This window comes from Streptomyces sp. NPDC001443 (genome assembly GCF_053597355.1).
Genome location: NZ_JBSFIA010000052.1, coordinates 1 through 20,164, shown reverse-complemented (window position 1 = coordinate 20,164; position 20,164 = coordinate 1). Strand labels below are relative to the sequence as shown.

Genomic DNA, 20,164 nt, shown 5'->3' with positions numbered 1-20,164 from the left:
CCTGCAAAAACAGCAAAGCCTGGGATGCCGTCCCGATGACGGCCTCGGCTGGGCCCGTGCGGGCCGGATCGGTTCGGGGACGTAGGACTCACGATGGATCGCTCCTGTGCCGCTGGGCCGATGCGGCGGGGGACACCGCTTCCTACGCTGCCTTGGTCAGAACATGATCGATGTCGAGGAGCAGCCATGCCCGCCACCGGCCAGAGCCACATCCGTATCGCCCGGCCCTCCCGTGACCTCGCCGCAGCGGAGCGGTTCTGGGTCGGCGGGCTCGGCCTGAGCGTGCTGTTCCGGTCGGAGAACGCGGGCAGGCCGGACGAGCACGATCTGTTGATGGTCGGCTGGCCGGACGCCTCCTGGCACCTCGAACTCGTCCACGACGCCGCAGTGGAACCACGGCCCACCGAGGAGGACCTGCTCGTCGTCTATCTCGACGAGCAGGTACCGCAAGCACTGCTCGCACGCCTGGAAGCCCACGGCGGCAAGCGCGTGCGGGCGCGCAACTCGTACTGGGACACCTGGGGTGCCGGCGTCGAAGACCCGGACGGCTACCGACTGGTGCTCAGCACCCGCGGCTGGAGCAACTCCTGACGGCACCGGCACCGGCACCGGCACCGGCCCAGGTCCGGGCCCAGGCCGGGACAGTATGAACTGCTGTCAGGGACTGGGTTCGAGCGCCGAGTTCAGTGGCCGGCGCCGCTGTCCTGCTGCGTCCACGGTCGCAGCTTCTCCGGGTTGCGGACCGCCCAGATCCGGGTGACGCGCCCGTCGGAGACGTCGAACGCCGCCACCGTCATGACGGTCCCGGCACGCCGGGCCACCAGGCCCGGCACACCGTTGACCGATCGCTCCAGGAGCTCGAGCCCCGGAGCCCTGTCGGCGATGGCGACCAGGTACCGGGCGATGCGCGCGCCGCCCTCGACCGGGCGCAGTACGGTGCCGACCAGGCCGCCGCCGTCGGCGGTCATCACGGCGGCCGGGTCGAGGAGACCGACGAGCGCTGCGATGTCCTTGGTCTCCCATGCCGCCTTGACCCGCCGCACCACCTCGGCCCGGCCGTTCGCGGCCACCGGAGCCTGTGCGACGCCGACCCGCCGCCGGGCGGAGGCCGCGAGCTGCTTGCAGGCCGCGGGGGTGCGGCCGAGCACGTGGGCGATCTCGGCGAACGGGTACCGGAAGATGTCGTGCAGGACGAGCGCCACCCGCTCGGCGGGCGTCGTCGACTCCAGCACCACGAGGAAGGCCATGGCCACCGACTCGTCCAGGACGATCTGTTCGGCGGGGTCCGCAGGGCCGGCGGGATCGGCTCCCGCCGTGTGGTTCCACTCGGAGCGGTCGGGCAGTGGCTCGGGCAGCCACGCGCCGACGTAGTGTTCACGGCGGGCCCGTGCCGAGCCGAGCAGGTCCAGACAGATGCGGCTGGTCACCGTCGTCAGCCAGGCGCCGGGGGAGAGGATCTCCTCCTGCCGGTCCTGCGGCAGCCCGTACCAGCGCGCGTAGGCGTCCTGCACGGCGTCCTCCGCCTCGGTCACCGACCCGAGCAACCGGTAGGCGACATTGACCAGTCGACGTCGCTCGTCGGCCGCCCCGGTGGTACCGGCCCGCGTACCTTCCATGCTTCCGGTCGCCCCCTCGCCTTACCTTTCGCCCGCCTGCGTCGTCGGACCGGTGAGACCTTATCGATCTGTCGCCCGAGGGCGGACAAGGGGACTGCGACATGGCCACTGAGATGACGGGCACGGCGAGCGTACGGCGGGGCTCCTCGTTCCTGCGGATCGCCATCATCCTCCAGACTCTGACCATCTTCCTTCAGGCGGTTTCCGCAGGCCTGTTGCTGACCGTTTCCTACGGAGAGACGCTGCACAGTGCCGGAGCCCGCGTGATGTACGGGGCGTCGATGCTGTACGTGCTCGCGGCGGTGCTGGCGTGGAAGCCGGGCGGCGGCTCGCCCCGGCCGGTCCGGCACGCGTCGGGGTTCCTCGTACTGGCCTCGATCCAGGTCGTGCTCGGCATCGCGCACATCCCGTCGGTCCATCTCCCCCTCGGGGTGCTGATGTTCGGCCTGAGCGTGCTGGCGCTGTCCCGACACCGAGGCCCGGCTCGGGGCCTCCACGGTTGATCCCGTGAGGGGTGACCGCCGTCGACACGCTCGTTCCCGGTCCTACGACCCCTCGGTCACGGTTCTGGCTTCGGGTTCGGGCTCAAGTCCGGGCCCGGACCCGGACTTGGATCCGGGATCTCCGAGGGGGATGTCGCGCAGGCTCCGCAAGGGCGAGAAGAACAGCCACAGGCCCGCGCAGCAACCACCGACGACGGCGATCCACAGAGTGGTCCGGACACCGAGGAAGGTGGCGAGTGCGCCGCCGGCCAGGCCGCCCAGCGGAAGGGTGCCCCAGGTGAACCAGCGAGCGGCGGCGCTGACCCGGCCGAGCATCTCCGGTGGGCACACGGCCTGTCGGTAACTGGTCAGCGAGATGCTCGACACAGTGGAGGAGAAGGTCCACGAGATCCAGCCGAAGCCGAACAGCAGCACCCACCAGCCGGATCCGGCCATCGGGATCAGCAGGCCGGGCAACGACAGCACGGTCATCGAGATCCAGCTGATCCGCGCGGAGCCGAACTTCCGGGCGAGGTGAGGCGCCGCCACGCCGCCCGCCACCCCACCCACGGCCCCCAGCGCAAGGAGCAGCCCGACCAGGCCCGGGCGCAGGTGCAGCGTGCGGATCAGGAAGACCGGGCCGAGGGTCTCCACGATGATGACGAAGAAATTGGCCGTGCCGGTGAACGCCACCGAGTTCCGCAGGATGGGATCGCGGACGACATGACGGAGCCCGTCACGGATCTGCGACCGCAGCGTGGTCCGCGGGCCGGTCCCGGCCCGGGGCGGCCGGGGCTCGGGGGTACGGATCGCCGTCAGCGCGCTTGCGGACACCGCGAAGGATACCGCGTCCGCCGCCATCGCCCCCGCGGCGCCGACCAGCGTCACCAGACCGGCGCCCGTACCGGGCCCGGCGACCTGCGCGACCGACCGGGAGGCGGCGAGCTTGCCGTTGCCGTCCAGGAGTTGGTGGTGTTCGAGGACCGCGGGCAGGTAGGCCTGGTAGGCGACCGCGAAGAAGACGGAGAGCACGCTGGAGACCAGTGCCACGGCGTAGAGCTGGGCAAGTGTCAGGGCTCCGATCGCGTGGGTGAGCGGCACCGACCCGATCACCAGGAACAGGGCGGCGTCGCACCAGATCATCAGCCGTCGTTTGGCGACCCGGTCCACCACGGCCCCGGCCGGCAGAGCGACCAGGAGGTACGCGCTCGTCTGCGCCGCGGCCAACAGACCGACCTGGAGAGCCGAGGCCTCCAGCAGCACGACGGCGACCAACGGCAGGGCGAGAACGGTGATCTGGGACCCCATCTCGCTGACCGTCTGGCCGCCCCACAACAGCAGGAACGCGCGGTTGCGCCAGAGCGAGGCGGGTCCGCTGTCGTCGGCGGTCATCGTGACGTCCCGGCGTCCGCCGTGCCGGTCCCCGTTCGTCAGGGCGCCTCGATCGTACGGGCCCGGCCGCCGTGGCGCCCTGCCAGCCGGCATCCGAGGCAGTTCTCGTGCCCGCCACGCACGGTGTGGTCCCGTGCCGAGAGCCGCCGCTGGTCGACGCTGCGCGGTACGGGCGGCTTGCCCCAGCCCGCCAGATGCAGAGCCCACGTGATCAGAGCCGCCGTCACCAGCACGGCGAGGCCGACCCAGATGCCCGGGCGCCAGCTGACGATGCCCATACCGACGGCCAGTGCCCCGATCGTGGCGACGGCGAACCCGGTCCATCCGGCGATGGTGTGGCCTTCGTCGTGGTGTCCGCTCACGTACGTGCCTCCTTGCGCCCGGGGACTGCAATGGCTCAGCAAGCGACGAATTTATCCTGCGTGCCAAAGGGTTTCAATGCACGGCGGTCCCCGTCCCGCATCCCCGTCGACGGCCTGGAGCGCGACGTCCTCGTCGTCCGCGCCATGGCGAGCCGGCGTGCCGAACTCTGAGCTGCGCGCCGGGATGGAGGCCCCCTCCGTGACATCAAGGCGCTTGCTGAGCAAGCTTCCTGAGGTTCAGTCACGCCGTATGCCGCTGCGTGCGGCGCGCGTTGACGCCGTCCCCCTCCGTGGATGGGGACGGCGTCAGGCATGGTGCCCCAGCCGTCGCCCCCTCGTTCGGGTGCCTGCGCAAGGGTGTCCGTCGTAGCGGCGCGCGAGTGCGGACATGCCAGGGCGGGCGAGCAGGACTGCTATTTCGTATAGTTCGGGCGAAATGCGTCTAGATTGTCAGAAACGCGGAACTCTGGAGAAGCAAGGGACACAGGAGACAGCAGGAGCAGCAGAGGAGGCAGGCAGATGCGTCGAAGGATGGTGCAGGAGAGGTCCGGCAGGAAGTCCACGTCCAGCCGTCGCGCGCTGGAGGAGACGGAGAGGGGCTCGCGTCCCGAGATCCGGAAGGACATCGCGCGAACGTGGTGGCCCGATGAACGCTCCGGACGGGTGCCGGGCGGCGGTCCATAGGGGCAGAGAGTGAATGCAGGCGGGACTTCTGGCCTGATCCGCCCGGATCGGGCTTCGTCATGGACGGGGCCTCGTGGACGGGCCGGGAAGCGCCCCGAAGCCTCGCGTCCGGGCTGGTGGCCCCGCTCGCGGAAGCCCCGCTCGCGGAAGCCCGCTCACGCCTGGGCTAGGAAGCCCCGCTCCCGGTCTTGGCGAACTCGGTGACGAACGCCCTGCAGAACGCGGGAAGATCGTCCGGCTTGCGGCTCGTGATCAGTGTGTTGGAACCCGCGTCGCAGAGGTGTACCTCCTCGTCGACATGGGTGCCGCCGGCGTTTCGGATGTCGGTGCGCAGACTCGGCCAGGACGTCAGGGTGCGCCCCCGCAGCACGTCCGCCTCGACCAGAGTCCACGGCGCGTGACAGATCGCCGCCACCGGCAGCCCCTCTTCGAAGAAGCCCTTCACGAACGCCACCGCCGCGTCGTTCATCCGAAGGTTGTCCGGGTTGGCGACGCCGCCCGGCAGGACCAGGGCACCGAACTCCCGTGCCGTGACGTCGTCGACGACCGCGTCGACGGGGAAGGTGTCCGCCTTGTCCAAGTGGTCGAAGGCCTGGATCTCGCCCGACTTCGTGGAGACCAGGACCGGGATGTCCCCGGTCTCCGTCACGGCCTTCCACGGCGCGGTCAGTTCGACTTGCTCGACGCCTTCCGGCGCCACCAGAAATGCGATGCGCATAACGGTCGCCCTCCTTTCGGACGCGGCGGAGGAACGCGCACGGCGAGGTGTGTGCTCCCCGGGCTCGCGGTCCGGCCGCGAGGCCCCGCGCCGGCCTCCTGCCGACCCGGATGCGGCGGCGGTGAGAGGCCGCCGAAGTCCACCGCGTCGTCCATCGGGTACCCCCTGTCGACCCGCCGAATTCTCCCCTCACGGGCCGGGAGCGCCCGCTCCGCCACGTACGTCAGCCGACGCCCGTCCGCAGGTAGCGCACCCCGCACTCGCGGCAGAAGGGATCGGACGCAGGCGTGCCCCAGGCCGTGGACGGTTGGGTCCACGCGGCCGGATCGAGCGGCTGCCCGCACAGAGCCTGGGTCTCGCCCTCCTCCGTCATGTGCCAGATCTCGACGACGGGCCCGGCGGAGCGCGGCGATGGATCCTCCGCATACTGCGCACGCAACTCGTACCCCACGCGTCTTCCTCGCTTCCCGTCTCGAACGTCCTGCCCACGGGACCCGAGCCGGGTTCCCACGCCGGATACGGACGAATCATCGCGAAAGCCGACGGTGGCAGCCGCGTGCTCACCCGGGCGGTCTGTTCAAGCGGATCAGCGTCTGCTGCCCGTCGGCGACGATCTTCCGCTCGCCGTCCGCCCCGACGCCGTGGACCTCCAGCCGGCACACGGTGAGCGTGCGCCCGGACTTCAGGACGGTCCCGATCGCTTCGAGATGGTCACCGGCGGCGGGCGCGAGGAGATTGATCTTGTACTCGACGGTGAGCACATCGGAGTCCTCGTCGAACAGCGTGAGGGCCGCGTAACCGCCCGCGCTGTCAGCGATGGCGCTGGTGGCGCCGGCATGGACGTAACCGTGCTGCCGGCTCACCTCGGGGCGGACCGGAAGCACGACATGGACGCGGCCGGGGCCGATGTGGGTCATGCGGGCGCCGAGGTGGGCCATGAGCCCCTGCTGGTCGAAACTCGCCCGGACGCGCTTCCGCACCTGCGGACTCGCCTCTTCCAGCCGCGTTCGGTCGTCCACGTGCGCTCCTTCGTGGGTACCCGGTGGGACGGCGCCAATATGGCACTGCTCGACGGTGCCCCGCCCGGTACTGAACGCGACCGACCGCGACCGACCGCGACCGGGCAATCGGCCGCCGCCCAGCCCGCGTGAGGGCGGGCGGCGGCTGCTCAAGCGCTCCACACGCGCGCCACGTCGTCCACGACCTGCACGAACTGTCGGGCGGACCGGTGGTGATGCGTGGGGGAGAAGCCGGGAACGACGCCCATGAGCTTCCCCTCGACCGGATCCCACAGCGACAGATCGGTCTCACCGCTGCTGAACAGGCAGGTGCCGTCGCTGAAGAAACGCCCGGTCGGGCCTTCGAACGCAAGGAGCTCCACGGCCGTCGGCATGCGCCACAGTCCGGTCCGGGCGGTTCGACTCGTGTCGAAGATCCGCGCACCGGGCCGCATGACATCTTCGTCGTCGCCGATACCCCCGACGGCGACCCGGACCGAGTCGATCCAGGTCATCGCGTGATCCCAGTAGTACTCCCGGCCGCACACATCGACCCGGCTCGGACCGTCCTCGGACTCCCAGAGGTCGACCTCGAGCCATCGGTCGAGATCCCACACCGAGGGGATCCCGACCGGATGCCACACCCAGCCGTCGTCCAGGACCCGCCTTCCGTCGGGGCTCACACGCAGTGCGCCGTGGAAGTAGTCGAGCCGATGCTCCGCATCGGTGTCCCCGTCGGCAGGCGCGGCGAGCGACCGCTCGGTCAGCAGTGCTCCCGTCCGCGGGTCCGAGACGTCCAGCCGGTTCCAGGCCGTGCGGTGGATCACGACACAACGCCCGCGGCTCTGGGCGAACTCCAGCGAGAACGGCACGGTCCTTTCGTGGCCGCCCTGGTTGTCCAGGGTCAGCGTGACGTCGCCGGTCCGCAGGTCGATCACCTCCCCGAACCGGCCGTAGTCGTTGACCACGGCGGCGAAGCTGCCGTCGTGGGAAGCGTGCAGGCGTCTGCGCAGCCGACGGCCGTTCCACGGCTTGCGGTCGGGCTCCTCCGGAACGGCGGTGGTCCCGAGGGCCTTGTGGACACCGGCTTCCATGTCCCATCGGCCGATCGTCCCGTCCAGGCCCAGTACCAGCCACACGGGCCGTTCCCGATCGCGCACCGGCGCCAGATCGGCGACCGCACCCAGACCCGGTGGCACCGACATCTCGCGGACTGCGTCACCGCTCCCGATCACCGCTGACCCCCCTGCCGGAAACACCGGCGGCAGCCTATCCAGGATCAGGGCCGTGGCGATGGCTACCAGCTGATCCCGGCCGCGACCGGCAGGTGGTCGCTGCCGGTGGCCGGCAGCACCCACGAGCTGTCCGCCTCCACGCCGCGCACCAGGATCTGGTCGATCCGCGCGACCGGGAACGCCGACGGCCAGCTGAAGCCGAAGCCGTCCCCGGCTGCTTCCTGCGCCGAGCGCAGCTGCGAGGTGAGGCCGGCGAGCGCGCGGTCGTCCGTGGTGCCGTTCAGGTCACCGAGCAGTACCACCCGTCCGTCGTGCTCGGCGGCCATGGACTCGGCGAGCGCCTGCGCGTTCCTGTCCCGGCTCTCCGTCCAGAAGCCGCCCCGGGGCATGACGCGTACCGATCCCAGGTGGGCCACGTACACCACCAGCGGCCCGTGGTCCGTGGCCACCGTGGTGCGCAGCGCCCGGTTGTACGCCATCTTCTCGTCGGCCGTTTTGGCGTCGCCCAGCGGCCCGACGTCCTGCCCGGTGTCGACCGGTCGCGTGTCCGACAGCGGCAGCCTGCTCCAGAGCCCGACCGTGCCCAGCACCGTGTGGTACGGGTACGCCTTCGCCAGCGCCTTCTCGTACAACGGCCGGGCCTGCGCGGTGATCTCTTCCAGGGCGAGCAGGTCCGCCTCGGAAGCGGCCAGATCACGGGCGGTGCGGGCCGGGTCGGGGTTGTCGGCGTCGACGTTGTGGCTGACCACGGTAAGGTCGCTCCCCGGGTGGGACTTGTCGCCGAGCAGCCCGCCGAAGAGGCCCACCCACACCACGACCGGCAGCAGCAGCGCGGCGACCGCGGATGCGGAGCGGCGCCACAGCGCCGCGGCCAGCAGCACGGGGACGAACAGGCCGAACCACGGCAGGAAGGTCTCCGCCAGGCTGCCGAGGTTTCCGATCCGGTTCGGGATCTTCGCATGCAGCAGCATGAGCAGGCCGAGCAGCACCGCCAGTGCCGCGAGCACCGGCCCGCGCTTCCAGGGCCCCGGACGGGAGCCGGCACGGATGGCCCGGCGGACGAGCACGCGCAGCGTCCCCGGCCGGACATCCCGGAGTCCGGCGTCGCCCCGCCCGGCCGCCAGGGGCTCGCGCGTACGGTCGGTGGCTGTTCGTGCTGACGGCGGGGTTCGAGTCATGCTGCCAGTCAAAGCGATGTGGTGTTGCCGGCACGTATCCGGTTTTCGATATGCCGACGATATGTTCCGGTTCGTAGCATCGAGAGCATGCGTGTGCCGATCGTCGAGGGTAGGCAGCCCGGTCTGAGCGTCCGCGTCAAACTCACCCTCAGCTATGCCGGGTTCCTCATGCTGGCCGGCGGCCTGCTGCTCGCCGCGGTGTGGGTGTTCCTCACCCGTGTGCCGCACGTCGGGCTCCTGCTCCAACCCGACTACCAGTACTCCGTACTACGGGACTTCGCCCCGATCGCGGCCGTCGTGCTGGCCTTCCTGCTGGTGTTCGGCCTGCTGGGCGGATGGATCCTGGCCGGTCGCATGCTCGCCCCACTGAACCGCATCACACGCGCCACCCGCATGGCCGCGGACGGCTCGCTCTCCCACCGGATCGAGCTGGAAGGCCGCAGCGACGAGTTCCACGAACTGGCCGACGCCTTCGACGCGATGCTCGAGCGACTCGAAGCCCATGTCGCCGAGCAGCGGAGATTCGCGGCCAACGCCTCACACGAGTTGCGCACGCCGCTGGCGATCTCGAAGACGCTTCTCGACGTGGCGCGCACCGATCCGAGCGCCGACACCGGCGAACTCATGGACCGCCTCCACGCCGTCAACACCCGAGCCATCGGCCTCACCGAGGCACTGCTCCTGCTCAGCCGCGCCGACCAGCGCTCCTTCGCCCGGGAGCCGGTCGACCTGTCCCTCCTGGCGGAGGAGGCGACCGAAACACTCCTGCCCCTCGCGGAGAAGCACGGCGTCACCATAGAGACCGGCGGAGCCGTCGGCCGCACCCTCGGATCGCAGGCGCTCCTGCTGCAGTCGGCCATGAACCTCGTGCACAACGCCATAGTCCACAACCTGCCCCAGCAGGGCACGGTGTGGGTCGACACCAGCGTGCGCCCCGAGACCGTGGTGCTCACCGTCGAGAACACCGGTGAGAAGCTCACACCGGAGCTGGTCTCGACACTCACCGAACCGTTTCAGCGCGGCACCGAACGCGTACACACCGATCACGCGGGTGTCGGCCTGGGCCTCGCCATCGTCAAGACCATCACCCACGCACACGACGGCACGCTCACCCTCACCCCACGCTCCGCCGGTGGGCTCCGCATCACCGTGGAACTGCCCGCCGTGGACAGGCGGACCGACCGGTGAGCGGAGGATCACGGCAGCTCGGCGCCCTCGACGCTGAGCAGTTCCACGAGCTCGGATCGGTGCAGGGCGGCGACGGTTTCGAGCAGGTCGGGATGGCGGAGCAGCACGGCGGCTTCGTGATCCCGGCTGCCGGGATCGGTCAGCCGATGCAGGTCACCCGCGTCGCCGTGGTGCTCGGTCTCCCTGACGGCCCGCTGGGCGGACGAGGCCAGGGCGGGATCCGCCAGCAGACAGGCCGCCCAGCTGACGACGGTCTCGTCGACCCAGGTCCGCCAGGCAGAGTCGTCGGGCTGCGGATCGTATCCGTTCAGCCAGTCCAGCCGGTGCGCGCCGCTGGGCGCGAGCAGATGAAGCAGCTGCACGTCGAAGTCGGTGGGGTAGCGCAGGGCGGCAGCGAGGAATGCGGCCTGCCGGGCCTGGGCCTCGGCCAGCGCCCGGCTGAGCGCGCCCGCGGGCGCGGGGTAGGCGGCCAGGAGCCATCGAGTGGAGGCGGCTATGACAGGCGTCAGGTCATCGGTCACGGCAGTGGGTCTCCCGGGAGCGCGCTCGCCGGTGTCCGGCCGATCCGTCCTGCGAGCTGGTTCGCGGAGCCGCGCTGCCCCGCCTGTGACGCAACAGCGTAGACAGGCGATCTGTCCGGGGAAATGGCCGGCGTCACAGCATGCGGCTCACACCGAGGCCCTGGGCGGTACCTGAGAGACTGAAGAGCATGGATGTCGCTCGGAGGAACAATGTCGCCGTCACCGGCAACCCGCGGGGGCGGACAGTGGTGCTGGCTCATGGGTTCGGCTGCGATCAGAACATGTGGAGGCTGACCCTGCCCGCCCTGGCCGAGGACTACCGGGTGGTGCTGTTCGACTACGTCGGTTCGGGCCGCTCGGACGCGACCGCGTTCTCGGAGGACCGCTACACATCCCTGGCCGGCTACGCCCAGGACGTGGTCGAGGTGTGCGAGGTGCTCGATCTGCGCGACGCGGCGTTCGTGGGCCATTCCGTCAGCGCGATGATCGGTGTGCTGGCGGCCGGCATGGCTCCGGAGCGGATCGCGGCACACGTGATGATCGCGCCGTCCGCGCGGTACATCGACGACGACGGCTACCACGGCGGCTTCAGCATCGACGACATCGACGAACTGCTGACGTCGCTGGAGTCGAACTATCTGGGCTGGTCGGCGCAGATGGCACCGGTGATCATGGGGAACGCGGACCGGCCCCACCTCGGCGAGGAGCTGAAGAACAGCTTCTGTGCCACCGATCCGGACATGGCGCGAGTCTTCGCCCGGACCACGTTCCTGTCGGATTCGCGGCAGGACCTGAAGAACGTGCGGGTGCCGACCCTGGTACTGGAGTGCGCCCAGGACGTCATCGCTCCCCGTGAGGTGGGCGCCTTCATCCACGAGGCGATCCCCGGTTCGATCCTTGTCACGTTGGATGCGCACGGGCACTGCCCGCACCTGTCCGCGCCCGAAGTCACCAATGAGGCCATCCGGGACTTCCTGGCGGGCCTTTGGTGATGTGCCGCGCCGGGCAGCACCCCGATCCGCACGACGCCCACGACGGGGAGTCGGCCGATCCGACGTTCGCCGCACTGCTGGAGGACAGCGCCGAGGAACTTTATGAGAGCGCACCGTGCGGATACCTGTCCACGCTGATGGACGGCACCGTCGCGAAGATCAATACGACGCTGCTCACCTGGCTGGGCCTGGAGCGTGAGGCGGTGGTGGGCCGGATGCGGTTCACCGACCTGCTGACCGTGGGCGGCAAGCTCTATCACGAGACGCACTTCGCACCGCTGCTGCGGATGCAGGGCGAGATCAACGGCATCGCCCTGGAGATCAAGCAGGCCGACGGCCGGATGCCGGTGCTGGTCTCCGCCGTGGTCAAGTACGGCAGCACCGGTGAGGCCCTGCTGATCCGCACCACCCTCTTCGACGCCCGGGACCGCCGTGCCTACGAGGAAGAACTCCTGCGCGGGCGGAAGGAGGCCGAAGAAGCGCGCAGGCAGGCGGAGGCGGACCGATCCCGGCTCAAAGACGCCCTCGCCGTCCTCCAGCAGTCCCTGCTGCCCGACACCCTGCCGCCGATACCGGGCATGGAGACGGCCGCCTACTATCACACCGCCCACCCCGACCGGCTCGGCGGCGACTTCTACGACGTCTTCCCGGTCGACGGCAAGCGCTTCGGCTTCTTCCTCGGCGACGTGTGCGGCAAGGGGCCCCAGGCCGCCGCGGTGACCTCGCTGACCCGCTACACCCTGCGCGCCGCCGCTCTGCACGAGGTCGAACCCGTCGCGGCCCTGAGCACCCTGAACCAGGTGCTTCACGAGCGGTACGCAGGCGGCAGCGGTGACCCGCGATACTGCACCGCGATCTTCGGCACCCTCGAACCCGGTCCCGGCACCGGGCAGGTCGCCGTCCATCTGGCCTCGGGCGGACACCCTCCGGCCATCATCACGCGCGGCGACGGCACCGCCGAGTTCCTGCCCACCCCGGGCGGCCTCCTGGTCGGCGTCCTGCCCTCCGCGCCCTTCAGCGCCGCTTCGGCCGTCCTCGCCCCCGGCGACACCCTCCTGCTCTACACCGACGGCATCACCGAAGCGCGCACCGGCGAGGACCGCACCAGCCTGTACGGGGACGAGGCCCTGCTCTCCTTCGCCGCCGACCTGGCCGGCCGCCCCCCGTTCGCTCTGGTCCAGGCGCTGACAGGCCTCCTGCACGGCTTCGGTGACGGACTCGACGACGATACGGCTCTGCTCGCCCTCGGCGTCCCAGCCCTCGACTGCCGAACAGGAAGCAGCCGATGAGCCCCCTGAGGATCATCACCCGAGATGCCGCCGGCGGTCCGGTCCTGGAGATCTTCGGCGAGCTCGACCACGACACTGCCGCCGAACTGCGCGCACTGATCTCCACCATCACCCTGCGACCGGGCCAGCGCCTGCTCCTGGACCTGGGCGGCATGGAATTCTGCGACTCCAGCGGCCTCAGCGCGCTGATCGCCGCCCATCACCACGCTCGGGCCGCACAAGCGGACATCGCCCTGGCCGCCGTCCCCGCCCACACGCTGCGCATCCTGCGCATCGTCGGCCTCGACCAGATCATCCCTGTCCACTCGGACCGACGAGAGGCCTCGGAGCCACCGCGGGAGTAGCCGGTGTTCCAGAACGGACGCCGTGCGCGGCGCGACAGCCGTAGCTGTCTTATATTCCGCAAGTAGTGACAGAAGCTGCGCACGAGGGCAGGTGGGAAGGAGCCAGGACCCGAGAGGAGCGGACGGCATGGCCAGTGGCGCTGATCCGGGCACGGAGGCCGAGGTGCTGGACGCCGCGTTCGCGGAGACGGTGCGCCGGACCGGTGCGTCCATCGGTGCGCTGTACCTGCTCGCGTCGGACAAGCCGCTGCTCTGTCTGGAACTGGTGTGCGGCCTCCCGGTCGAGTTCGCCGCGCCGTGGGAGAGGGTCGTGCTCGCCTCCCCGGCACCCGTGGCCGAGGCCGTGCGCGAGGAGCGCATGGTGTGGGTCGGCAGCCAGGAGGAAATGGCCCGCTCCTACCCCCGTACCGCCCTGGTGCTTCCCTATCCGTTGGCGCTGGCAGCCGCGCCGGTCGTCGGCACCCGGCGATGGGGGACGCTGCTGCTGATGTGGCCGGCCACGCGTCCCTCCCACATGACCCCGCGCGAGCGCGGCAACATCACCTCCAGTTGCCGTCGTCTGGCCCGGGTGCTCGAGGAAGCCGCCGAGCAGAGCCGGCCCGTCCACCATGCGGCGCCCCGCGCCGTTCCTGTGGGAACCGGACGTCGGCCCTCGGCGCTGGCGGTCACCGACTTCGTCGAACGGCTGCCGGGCGGAAGCTGCTCCCTCGACCTGGAGGGTCGCTTCACCTACATCAGCTCCGGTGCGGGCGACCTCCTGGGCGGTGACGCCGGTCAACTGCTGGGGACCGTGCCGTGGCTGTCGCTGCGCTGGCTCGACGACCCCCTCTACGAGGACCGCTACCGTGCCGCGCTGATCAGCCGGGAACCCGTCTCGTTCACCGCCTGCCGTCCGCCGGACCGGTACCTCGACTTCCACCTCTACCCCGATGACAGCGGGATCAGCGTCCGCATCCTTCCCGGCAGCGCACATGTGTCGCCCCCGCCGCCGGTCGATCCCGCGGGCGGGGACGTCCCGGCCCGCGTCAGTCAGCTGTACCAGCTCACACACCTCGCCGCCGCGCTGACCGAGGTCGTGGGCGTCCAGGATGTCGTCGACCTGGTCGCCGACCAGATCATGCCCGCCTTCGGTGCCTGCGGCCTCGTCCTGTCCACCGTCGACGCCGGCCGGTTCAGGATCACCGGCCACCGCGGCTACGCCTCGGAGACCGTCGCGCGCCTGGACGGCCTCCCGCTCGGCACCCGTCTCACCCCTGCCGGGCAGGTCCTGGCGGTCGGCACACCCGCGTTCTTCGCCGACGTCGAGGAGATGCGGCGCAGCCATCCCGAGGCCCCGTCGGTCAGCGACAAACAGGCCTGGGCCTTCCTGCCCCTGGTCATCTCCGGCCGACCGGTCGGCATCTGCGTCCTGTCCTACGACAACCCCCACACGTTCGCCGCCGAGGAACGTGCCGTCCTGACCTCCCTGGCGGGACTCATCGCCCAGGCGTTCGACCGTGCCCGCCTCTACGACACCAAACACGAACTGGCCCACGGCCTCCAGCAGGCGCTGCTCCCGCAGAGTCTCCCCACGATCGACGGCCTGCGCGTGGCCGCCCGCTACCTCCCCGCCACCCGGGGCATGGACATCGGCGGAGACTTCTACGACCTGATCCGCCTCGGCGACACCGCGGTGGCCGCCGTCATCGGGGACGTGCAGGGACACAACGTCGCCGCCGCCGCCCTGATGGGGCAGGTACGCACCGGCGTCCACGCCCACGCGACCCTCGGCACGACCCCCGACGAGGTCCTTCGCCGGACCAACCGGCTCGTCGCGGATCTCGGCTCCGATCTGTTCACCAGTTGCCTCTACGTCCACCTCGACGTCGCCCGCCGAAGCATGATCCTGGCCAGTGCCGGTCACCCGCCACCGATCATGCGCCTTCCCCGCGGCGGGACCCGGCCCCTCGAGGTCCGGCCCGGACCGCTCCTCGGCATCGACCCCGACGCGAGCTTCCCCATGACCGAGCATCCGCTCACCGAGGGGATGCTGCTGGCCCTGTACACCGACGGCCTCGTCGAGACACCGGGCGTCGACCTCGACGACTCCATAGCCCGTCTCGCCCGCCACCTCGCCCGAGCCGACGACCAGGACCTGAACCTGCTCATCGACACCGTGCTGAGCAAGGCCGGTACCGCAGAGCAACGCCTCGACGACATCGCGTTGCTCGTACTGCAGGACCGCTGAGAGGGGGCGGCGGGGGCACGCGTTCCCGATGCGATCCGTGGGCATGGCGGGCGCCGGCCGAGGTACCCGGGGTACGTGGCCGGGGACCGGAACGTTTCACCCGTCGGCAGGGCGATTCGGCAGGTGGGCGAGGCCGCCGGGAGCGTGTGGCGCGCCGGTCGGGAGATCGAGCTGCTGCACCGCGCGATGGCCTTCGCCACCCTGTTCTTCGTCACGCTGGTGCCCCTGCTCGTCGTGATCACGGCGGCTCTGCCTGCCCGGGGGAGCGGGGTCGCGGACTGGATCAACGAAGGTCTCGGCGTGTCCGGCAGCTCGGCCCAGGCGGTGGACAGGCTGTTCGCCTCCCGCCGCGCCGTCCTGAGCACCACCACCGCGCTGGGTCTGGTCGGCCTCGCCGTGTTCGGCATCTCGCTGATGGCCGCAGTCCAGAACGCCTACCAACGGATCTGGCACCTTCCGCCCGGTCGTTGGCACACGTTGTGGCGCCAGGTTCTGGGCCTGGCCGGACTGATCGCACTCATCCTCCTCAGCACCTGGCGTGGCCTTCCCTGGCTCGGCAGCGCTGCCGCGACGACACCCCGGATCGCGGTGGGCGCGTGCGGCGGCGTGCTCTACTTCTGGTGGCTCCAGCACCTCCTCCTCGACTCGCGCGTCACCTGGCTGCGCCTGCTTCCCGGCGCGTTCGCCACCGTGGCCGCCTTCGCCGGTCTGCGGATCTTCTCCGAACTGGTCTTCGTGCCGCTCATCGTGTCCAACGCGGTCTCCTACGGCGCGGTCGGCATCATCCTGGTGGTGCAGTCCTGGCTGGTCGGTGTCGGTTACACCGTCTACGGCGGCGCGCTCATCGGCCGCCTCGTCCCTCCAGGGCGCCCTCGGCGTCCTCGGCGTCCTCGGCCTCCCAGCGCAGCAGGTCGCCCGGCTGGCACTCGAGCACCTCGCAGAGCGCGGCGAGGGTCGCGAAGCGCACGGCCTTGGCGCGGCCGTTCTTGAGCACCGCCAGGTTGGCGGGTGTGATCCCCACCCGGTCCGCGAGCTCGCCCACGGACATCTTCCGCCGGGCCAGCATCACGTCGATGTCGACGGCGATCGGCATCAGATCACCTCGTCCAACTCGGCCTGCATCTGCGCCGCTTCGACATCGCGCGCGACGGCCTGGGCGAGCAGCATCCGCAGTACGAGCACGACGAGCGCGACCCCCAGGATCGCCAGGCCGATCCCGCCCATGATCACGGTGACGCCCGGGTCCTCCCGCTGGCCCGGCGCGTTGACGGCCGTGACCGCGAACCACAGGAGGGCGATCGCCACGATCGCGCCGATCACGGCGTCCACGTACCGGAAGGCGGCGTGGGAGAACACGGTTCCGCGTCGCACCATCGCCACCAGCCGCCAGACGCTGACCAGGGCCACCTGGGCCGACACCATGCCCAGGACCGTGATCACGCGAAACGCGGTCAGCGGTATCGACCCGTCCTCCGGGTCGCTCCCGCTGACCAGCACCCACACCATCCCGGCCTGTACGAGCACGGTGCCGGCGAGCACCACCATGAGCACGGCGCGCAGCGCGTGCACGGTCAGCTTTCCCATGACCCATCCTTCAATCGAGTTACGATGGGAATCTATCGAATCTCGATAGGTGGGGCAAGGTGCGTGTCGATGCCCTGTCGTGGCGGACGCGGGCAGGGCCGCGGACCCGGGGCGTCGGCCGCCGTTCGGACCGCCCGAGGGCGGCCTTTCAGGTGATTGCCGCACGCCCCAGGAGCCCGGCCGGCCGTCCCGGGGGTACGAGGTCCAGGCAGAGGACGACCCGGAACGCCGTGAGGAGCTCGGTGATGTACGCAGCAGTCCGACGGTACGAAGGGGTGACCGATCCGGCCGAGGCCGCACGTCTGGTGAACGACGGGTTCGTGCCGATCATGCGCCAGGTATCCGGCTTCGTGGCCTACTACTGGATCGACGCCGGGGACGGAGTGATGGTCTCGACCAGCGTTTTCCGGGACCGGTCCGGCGCCGACGAGTCGATCGCGAGGGCTGCGGACTTCGTACGGGACCACCTGGCCGCACTGCTCCCCAGCCCTCCCCAGGTCGTGGCCGGCGAGGTCGTGGCCCACTCGTGACGGTCGGCTCGGCCTGGGTCCCGGCCGGTATGGGGTGAAGTCGCCCGGCCGGGAAGGGGCAGAGCGGTCCGCCGGCCTGCTCCCTCAGGTGACTTTAAGCGGACGGCCGCGGCCATGCCTGCGCTTCCCGGTCGAGTCGTGACGCCGTACCCCGGTCGGCCGCTTTGCCCGGCAGGGACGGTGGCGGGACGACCTCGTGCCGTCAGCCCTGTGACCGGTCGACGACGGGCACCGCGGTGACGGGGTTGTGCCCCGCGGCGACCAGCCGCATCACAAAACCCGCCACGCCTTCGAGCTGCCGGGCGTGCTCCAGTCCGCCGATCGTGGCGGGCACGCCACCGAGGTCGCGGATCAGCTCGGCGGCGACGGCGAGCGCCGCGTCGTCGTCGCCGCACATCGCCACGGTCCGCTTCGGTCGCCCCGCCGGCGTCGGAGCCAGCCAGCCCGCTCCCGCGAACAGATGCAGCGCCTTGACCACGCGGCTGCCCACGGCCCGCTCGGCGATGTGCTCCACCGCCGAGCCGGTGGACGGCTTGAGCAGGCCGGAGGCGTAGTCGACGGCATTGGTGCAGTCGATCACGGTCTTGCCCGCCAGCGACCCCCGGTCGGCCTCGGCGAGGGCGAGCATCCGGTCGAGCCCCTCCCACGCCACCGCCACGACCACGGCATCGGCCGCCTCGGCCACCTGTACCGGCTCGCACGCCTCGACCGCCTCGCCGAGCCGCTCGGCGATCGCCCGCGCCCTGTCCGGCGAACGGCCGCCGACGAGGACATGATGGCCACGGCGCGACCACGCCTCCGCCAGCGCCGCGGCCATCACGCCGGTGCCCAGAATCCCGATCCGCACGTCGCTCTCCCACTCCTCGAAGTCCTGACACCCCGTACGGTAGGAACCTCGGGCCTACCGATCGGTAGGCCCGAATCCGGTAGGAAGGGACGTGTGACCGACCACTGTTCACCCTTCGCGGCCGACTGCGCGGTGCGCCTGGCCGCCGACCTGATCTCCCACACCTGGGACCCCGTGGTGCTGATGGCCCTGCGCGCGGGCAGGCGTCGCCGGATCGACCTTCTGGGCGACATCGCGGGCGTCAGCGACAAGGTCCTGACCCAGACCCTCGGCCGGCTGTGCGCCAACGGCCTGATCACACGGATCACCGCACCGGCCGACCGCTCTGTCGCGTACGAGCTGTCCGAGCTGGGCGACAGCCTCGCCGAGGGACCGCTGGCCGCGCTCGGCCGGTGGGCCGTCGAGCACGCGGATCAGGTCCTTGCCGCTCAAGAGCGGCACGGCGCCGGCACCGGCGACCGGGCAGCGGCCGGATAGGGGCGCGCGGACGAGCGTGCCCGGGCCCGGCACCCCGAGGGGTGCCGGGCCCGGAGTGGTGCGTGGCGCGGTCAGGCGCGGTAGTCGCCGTACGGAGCGCTGTAGTACGCACCCAGCTCGTCCCGGTACCCCGGGTCGCCGAGGTGCTTGTCCCGGTGGAACTCGGGAGCGTTCTTGATCTGCTCCTTGGTGAGGTCGACCAGGACCTTCTCGTCGTCGGGGTCGATGCTGACCACGGTGCTCGCCGGCAGCATGACCTCCTTGCCGAAGATCCACACGCCGGTGTCGACGACCAGGTAGGCGTCACCGACCTCGTCCGAGTGCTTGTCGACCTTTCCGATGCTTCCGTCGGTCGCCTCGACCTTGTAGCCCGTCAGGTCCGCACCCGCCAGACGGCCGGCGGTCGGCTGGTAGTTCCACACATGCTCAGTCACGCGAAAAACAACTCCTCCGGTCAACGGAGGGACGGCAGAAAAGGCTTCTGCCGACACCTCCTTGGGCTCGTACGCCGCACGCGACGGGTCCTGCGTCCCCTCGGTTCTCGTGGGTCCCGCATTCACCGCGTCACGCGCATCGGATCGAATCCGGAACCGGGACGGAGGTCGGTCTTCCGGCCCGGCTGTCCGGCGGGTACCCCCGATATCCGCTCCGTACCGGCCGTCGGAGAATCGGGACCGCACGCGACGGCGGAGCGGTGGTCCGCCACCCGCAGGAGACGGGCGGGCCCGGTGTACGCCGCACGGCCCAGTCGCCCGCTGGGCGGGGCGCCTTCCGGGCAGAGGAACACCATGGAGAACGATCGCGAGCTGGACCAGGCCCACCAGGTGCCCCACGGTGTCGACGGGAAGACGGTGCGCGCCCTGGGCGCGCTGTCGAAGGCGCTGGAGACCACGGAGCGGGCCCGCGGCCATCTGTACGGGTTCCACCAGCTGACCGGGACGGCGGACTTCGAACTCGACTACGCGGTGCGGCTCCTGCGCGAGGCGGGCCACGAGGAGCAGGCCGCACTGGTCGAACGGGAGCTCGTCGGCAGGAACGTCGTCCCGGGATGCTGGACCTTCCAGATCGTCGAGGCCTACAACTCCACCTACTACCGGCCCTTCGCCGCGATGGAACGCCAGATCGTCGAGGACCTGGCCGAGGGCCGCGACCACCTGCTGGAGGCCCACTTCAAGACGGTCCGCCGCACCCCGGGCCACCCGGACCACACCGCAACGCCTCCCGGCCCCTGACGCGTTCCGAGGGCGCGAGCGGGCCCCGGCCGCTGTCAGCCGGACGCCGCCCGGTGGCCGAACCAGTGATGCCGGCCGGGGGAGGAGGCGGCAGCCGGTGGAGCGGACTCGGCGGGGGCGTCGTCGCGTCGCCGGATCGGCTCGTCGTGCCCGGGGTCGACGGCGGAGGTCTTAGAGCTCCGAACAAAAGTGGGGCCCGGCGGGCGGTGTCCGGCACGCACCCTCGCCGCGTTGCCGAAAGGCCCTGGTAGCTCCGCTACAAGGACCT

General features: G+C 70.8%; 23 protein-coding genes and 1 pseudogene. 11 read left to right on the top strand and 13 right to left on the bottom strand.

Annotated features, from left to right (window positions below):
* Positions 1-186: 186 nt before the first annotated feature.
* Positions 187-591, top strand: coding sequence for a VOC family protein (locus tag ACWC24_RS37015; RefSeq protein ID WP_450667302.1), 405 nt, complete (start codon positions 187-189; stop codon positions 589-591).
* A 92-nt stretch (positions 592-683) separates the two neighbouring features.
* Here ACWC24_RS37015 and sigJ read toward each other — a convergent pair whose 3' ends face one another.
* A complete protein-coding gene (gene sigJ, locus ACWC24_RS37010) occupies positions 684-1,616 on the bottom strand; it encodes an RNA polymerase sigma factor SigJ (protein WP_450667301.1) in 933 nt (310 codons plus the stop codon).
* Positions 1,617-1,717: 101 nt separating this feature from the next.
* On the opposite strand from sigJ, the gene ACWC24_RS37005 reads away from it, so the two are divergent.
* On the top strand, positions 1,718-2,119 hold the full coding sequence (locus ACWC24_RS37005) for a hypothetical protein (protein ID WP_450667300.1): 402 nt from the start codon (positions 1,718-1,720) through the stop codon (positions 2,117-2,119).
* Between the two features lie 42 nt (positions 2,120-2,161).
* Here ACWC24_RS37005 and ACWC24_RS37000 read toward each other — a convergent pair whose 3' ends face one another.
* From ACWC24_RS37000 to ACWC24_RS36970, 7 genes are all read right to left on the bottom strand, one after another.
* A complete protein-coding gene (locus ACWC24_RS37000; protein ID WP_450667299.1) occupies positions 2,162-3,490 on the bottom strand; it encodes an MFS transporter in 1,329 nt (442 codons plus the stop codon).
* 38 nt (positions 3,491-3,528) lie between these two features.
* Positions 3,529-3,852: an HGxxPAAW family protein gene (locus ACWC24_RS36995; RefSeq protein WP_450667298.1), complete on the bottom strand. Its 324-nt coding sequence runs from the start codon at positions 3,850-3,852 to the stop codon at positions 3,529-3,531.
* Positions 3,853-4,702: 850 nt separating this feature from the next.
* Positions 4,703-5,254: a type 1 glutamine amidotransferase domain-containing protein gene (locus ACWC24_RS36990; RefSeq protein WP_450667297.1), complete on the bottom strand. Its 552-nt coding sequence runs from the start codon at positions 5,252-5,254 to the stop codon at positions 4,703-4,705.
* A gap of 223 nt (positions 5,255-5,477) precedes the next feature.
* On the bottom strand, positions 5,478-5,705 hold the full coding sequence (locus ACWC24_RS36985) for a hypothetical protein (RefSeq protein WP_450667296.1): 228 nt from the start codon (positions 5,703-5,705) through the stop codon (positions 5,478-5,480).
* Between the two features lie 109 nt (positions 5,706-5,814).
* Complete coding sequence (locus ACWC24_RS36980) at positions 5,815-6,192, bottom strand: PaaI family thioesterase (RefSeq protein WP_450667327.1); 378 nt, start codon at positions 6,190-6,192, stop codon at positions 5,815-5,817.
* 230 nt (positions 6,193-6,422) lie between these two features.
* Positions 6,423-7,457, bottom strand: coding sequence for a hypothetical protein (locus ACWC24_RS36975; RefSeq protein WP_450667295.1), 1,035 nt, complete (start codon positions 7,455-7,457; stop codon positions 6,423-6,425).
* Between the two features lie 92 nt (positions 7,458-7,549).
* Entirely contained in the window at positions 7,550-8,665 is a 1,116-nt protein-coding gene (locus tag ACWC24_RS36970) for an endonuclease/exonuclease/phosphatase family protein (protein ID WP_450667294.1), read from the bottom strand.
* 87 nt (positions 8,666-8,752) lie between these two features.
* Between ACWC24_RS36970 and ACWC24_RS36965 the strand changes: the two genes are divergently transcribed.
* On the top strand, positions 8,753-9,853 hold the full coding sequence (locus tag ACWC24_RS36965) for a sensor histidine kinase (protein ID WP_450667293.1): 1,101 nt from the start codon (positions 8,753-8,755) through the stop codon (positions 9,851-9,853).
* Between the two features lie 8 nt (positions 9,854-9,861).
* Here the strand turns inward: ACWC24_RS36965 and ACWC24_RS36960 are convergent, their stop codons facing one another.
* On the bottom strand, positions 9,862-10,374 hold the full coding sequence (locus ACWC24_RS36960) for a hypothetical protein (RefSeq protein ID WP_450667292.1): 513 nt from the start codon (positions 10,372-10,374) through the stop codon (positions 9,862-9,864).
* 188 nt (positions 10,375-10,562) lie between these two features.
* Here ACWC24_RS36960 and ACWC24_RS36955 point away from each other — a divergent pair, with 188 nt between their 5' ends.
* The 5 genes and pseudogenes from ACWC24_RS36955 to ACWC24_RS36935 form a co-directional block, all read left to right on the top strand.
* The gene (locus ACWC24_RS36955) at positions 10,563-11,366 is read left to right on the top strand and encodes an alpha/beta fold hydrolase (protein WP_450667291.1); all 804 of its coding nucleotides are present in this window, start codon (positions 10,563-10,565) and stop codon (positions 11,364-11,366) included.
* A complete protein-coding gene (locus ACWC24_RS36950; protein WP_450667290.1) occupies positions 11,366-12,655 on the top strand; it encodes a PP2C family protein-serine/threonine phosphatase in 1,290 nt (429 codons plus the stop codon). Before ACWC24_RS36955 ends, ACWC24_RS36950 begins: the two co-directional genes overlap by 1 nt.
* The gene (locus ACWC24_RS36945) at positions 12,652-12,999 is read left to right on the top strand and encodes an STAS domain-containing protein (RefSeq protein ID WP_450667289.1); all 348 of its coding nucleotides are present in this window, start codon (positions 12,652-12,654) and stop codon (positions 12,997-12,999) included. Before ACWC24_RS36950 ends, ACWC24_RS36945 begins: the two co-directional genes overlap by 4 nt.
* A 127-nt stretch (positions 13,000-13,126) precedes the next feature.
* The gene (locus ACWC24_RS36940) at positions 13,127-15,226 is read left to right on the top strand and encodes a SpoIIE family protein phosphatase (protein WP_450667288.1); all 2,100 of its coding nucleotides are present in this window, start codon (positions 13,127-13,129) and stop codon (positions 15,224-15,226) included.
* Positions 15,227-15,301: 75 nt separating this feature from the next.
* Positions 15,302-16,057 (top strand): annotated as a pseudogene (locus tag ACWC24_RS36935) (YhjD/YihY/BrkB family envelope integrity protein); the annotation flags it as partial.
* A gap of 10 nt (positions 16,058-16,067) precedes the next feature.
* Here ACWC24_RS36935 and ACWC24_RS36930 read toward each other — a convergent pair.
* Together ACWC24_RS36930 and ACWC24_RS36925 are read right to left on the bottom strand one after the other, a co-directional pair.
* Positions 16,068-16,319 (bottom strand): helix-turn-helix domain-containing protein, encoded by a 252-nt coding sequence (locus tag ACWC24_RS36930; RefSeq protein ID WP_450667287.1) that lies wholly within the window; start codon positions 16,317-16,319, stop codon positions 16,068-16,070.
* Complete coding sequence (locus tag ACWC24_RS36925) at positions 16,319-16,810, bottom strand: DUF2975 domain-containing protein (protein WP_450667286.1); 492 nt, start codon at positions 16,808-16,810, stop codon at positions 16,319-16,321. The genes ACWC24_RS36930 and ACWC24_RS36925 overlap by 1 nt, the downstream gene beginning before the upstream one ends.
* Positions 16,811-17,055: 245 nt before the next feature.
* On the opposite strand from ACWC24_RS36925, the gene ACWC24_RS36920 reads away from it, so the two are divergent.
* Positions 17,056-17,340, top strand: coding sequence for a hypothetical protein (locus ACWC24_RS36920; protein WP_450667285.1), 285 nt, complete (start codon positions 17,056-17,058; stop codon positions 17,338-17,340).
* A 202-nt stretch (positions 17,341-17,542) separates the two neighbouring features.
* Here ACWC24_RS36920 and ACWC24_RS36915 read toward each other — a convergent pair whose 3' ends face one another.
* Positions 17,543-18,187 carry an NADPH-dependent F420 reductase gene (locus ACWC24_RS36915; RefSeq protein ID WP_450667284.1) on the bottom strand — a complete coding sequence of 215 codons (645 nt, stop codon included), beginning with the start codon at positions 18,185-18,187 and terminating at the stop codon, positions 17,543-17,545.
* A gap of 93 nt (positions 18,188-18,280) precedes the next feature.
* Between ACWC24_RS36915 and ACWC24_RS36910 the strand changes: the two genes are divergently transcribed.
* Entirely contained in the window at positions 18,281-18,664 is a 384-nt protein-coding gene (locus ACWC24_RS36910; protein ID WP_450667283.1) for a winged helix-turn-helix transcriptional regulator, read from the top strand.
* A 71-nt stretch (positions 18,665-18,735) separates the two neighbouring features.
* On the opposite strand, the gene ACWC24_RS36905 is transcribed toward ACWC24_RS36910, so the two are convergent.
* Entirely contained in the window at positions 18,736-19,098 is a 363-nt protein-coding gene (locus tag ACWC24_RS36905) for a PRC-barrel domain-containing protein (RefSeq protein ID WP_450667282.1), read from the bottom strand.
* A 354-nt stretch (positions 19,099-19,452) separates the two neighbouring features.
* On the opposite strand from ACWC24_RS36905, the gene ACWC24_RS36900 reads away from it, so the two are divergent.
* The gene (locus tag ACWC24_RS36900; RefSeq protein ID WP_450667281.1) at positions 19,453-19,896 is read left to right on the top strand and encodes a hypothetical protein; all 444 of its coding nucleotides are present in this window, start codon (positions 19,453-19,455) and stop codon (positions 19,894-19,896) included.
* Positions 19,897-20,164: the final 268 nt, after the last annotated feature.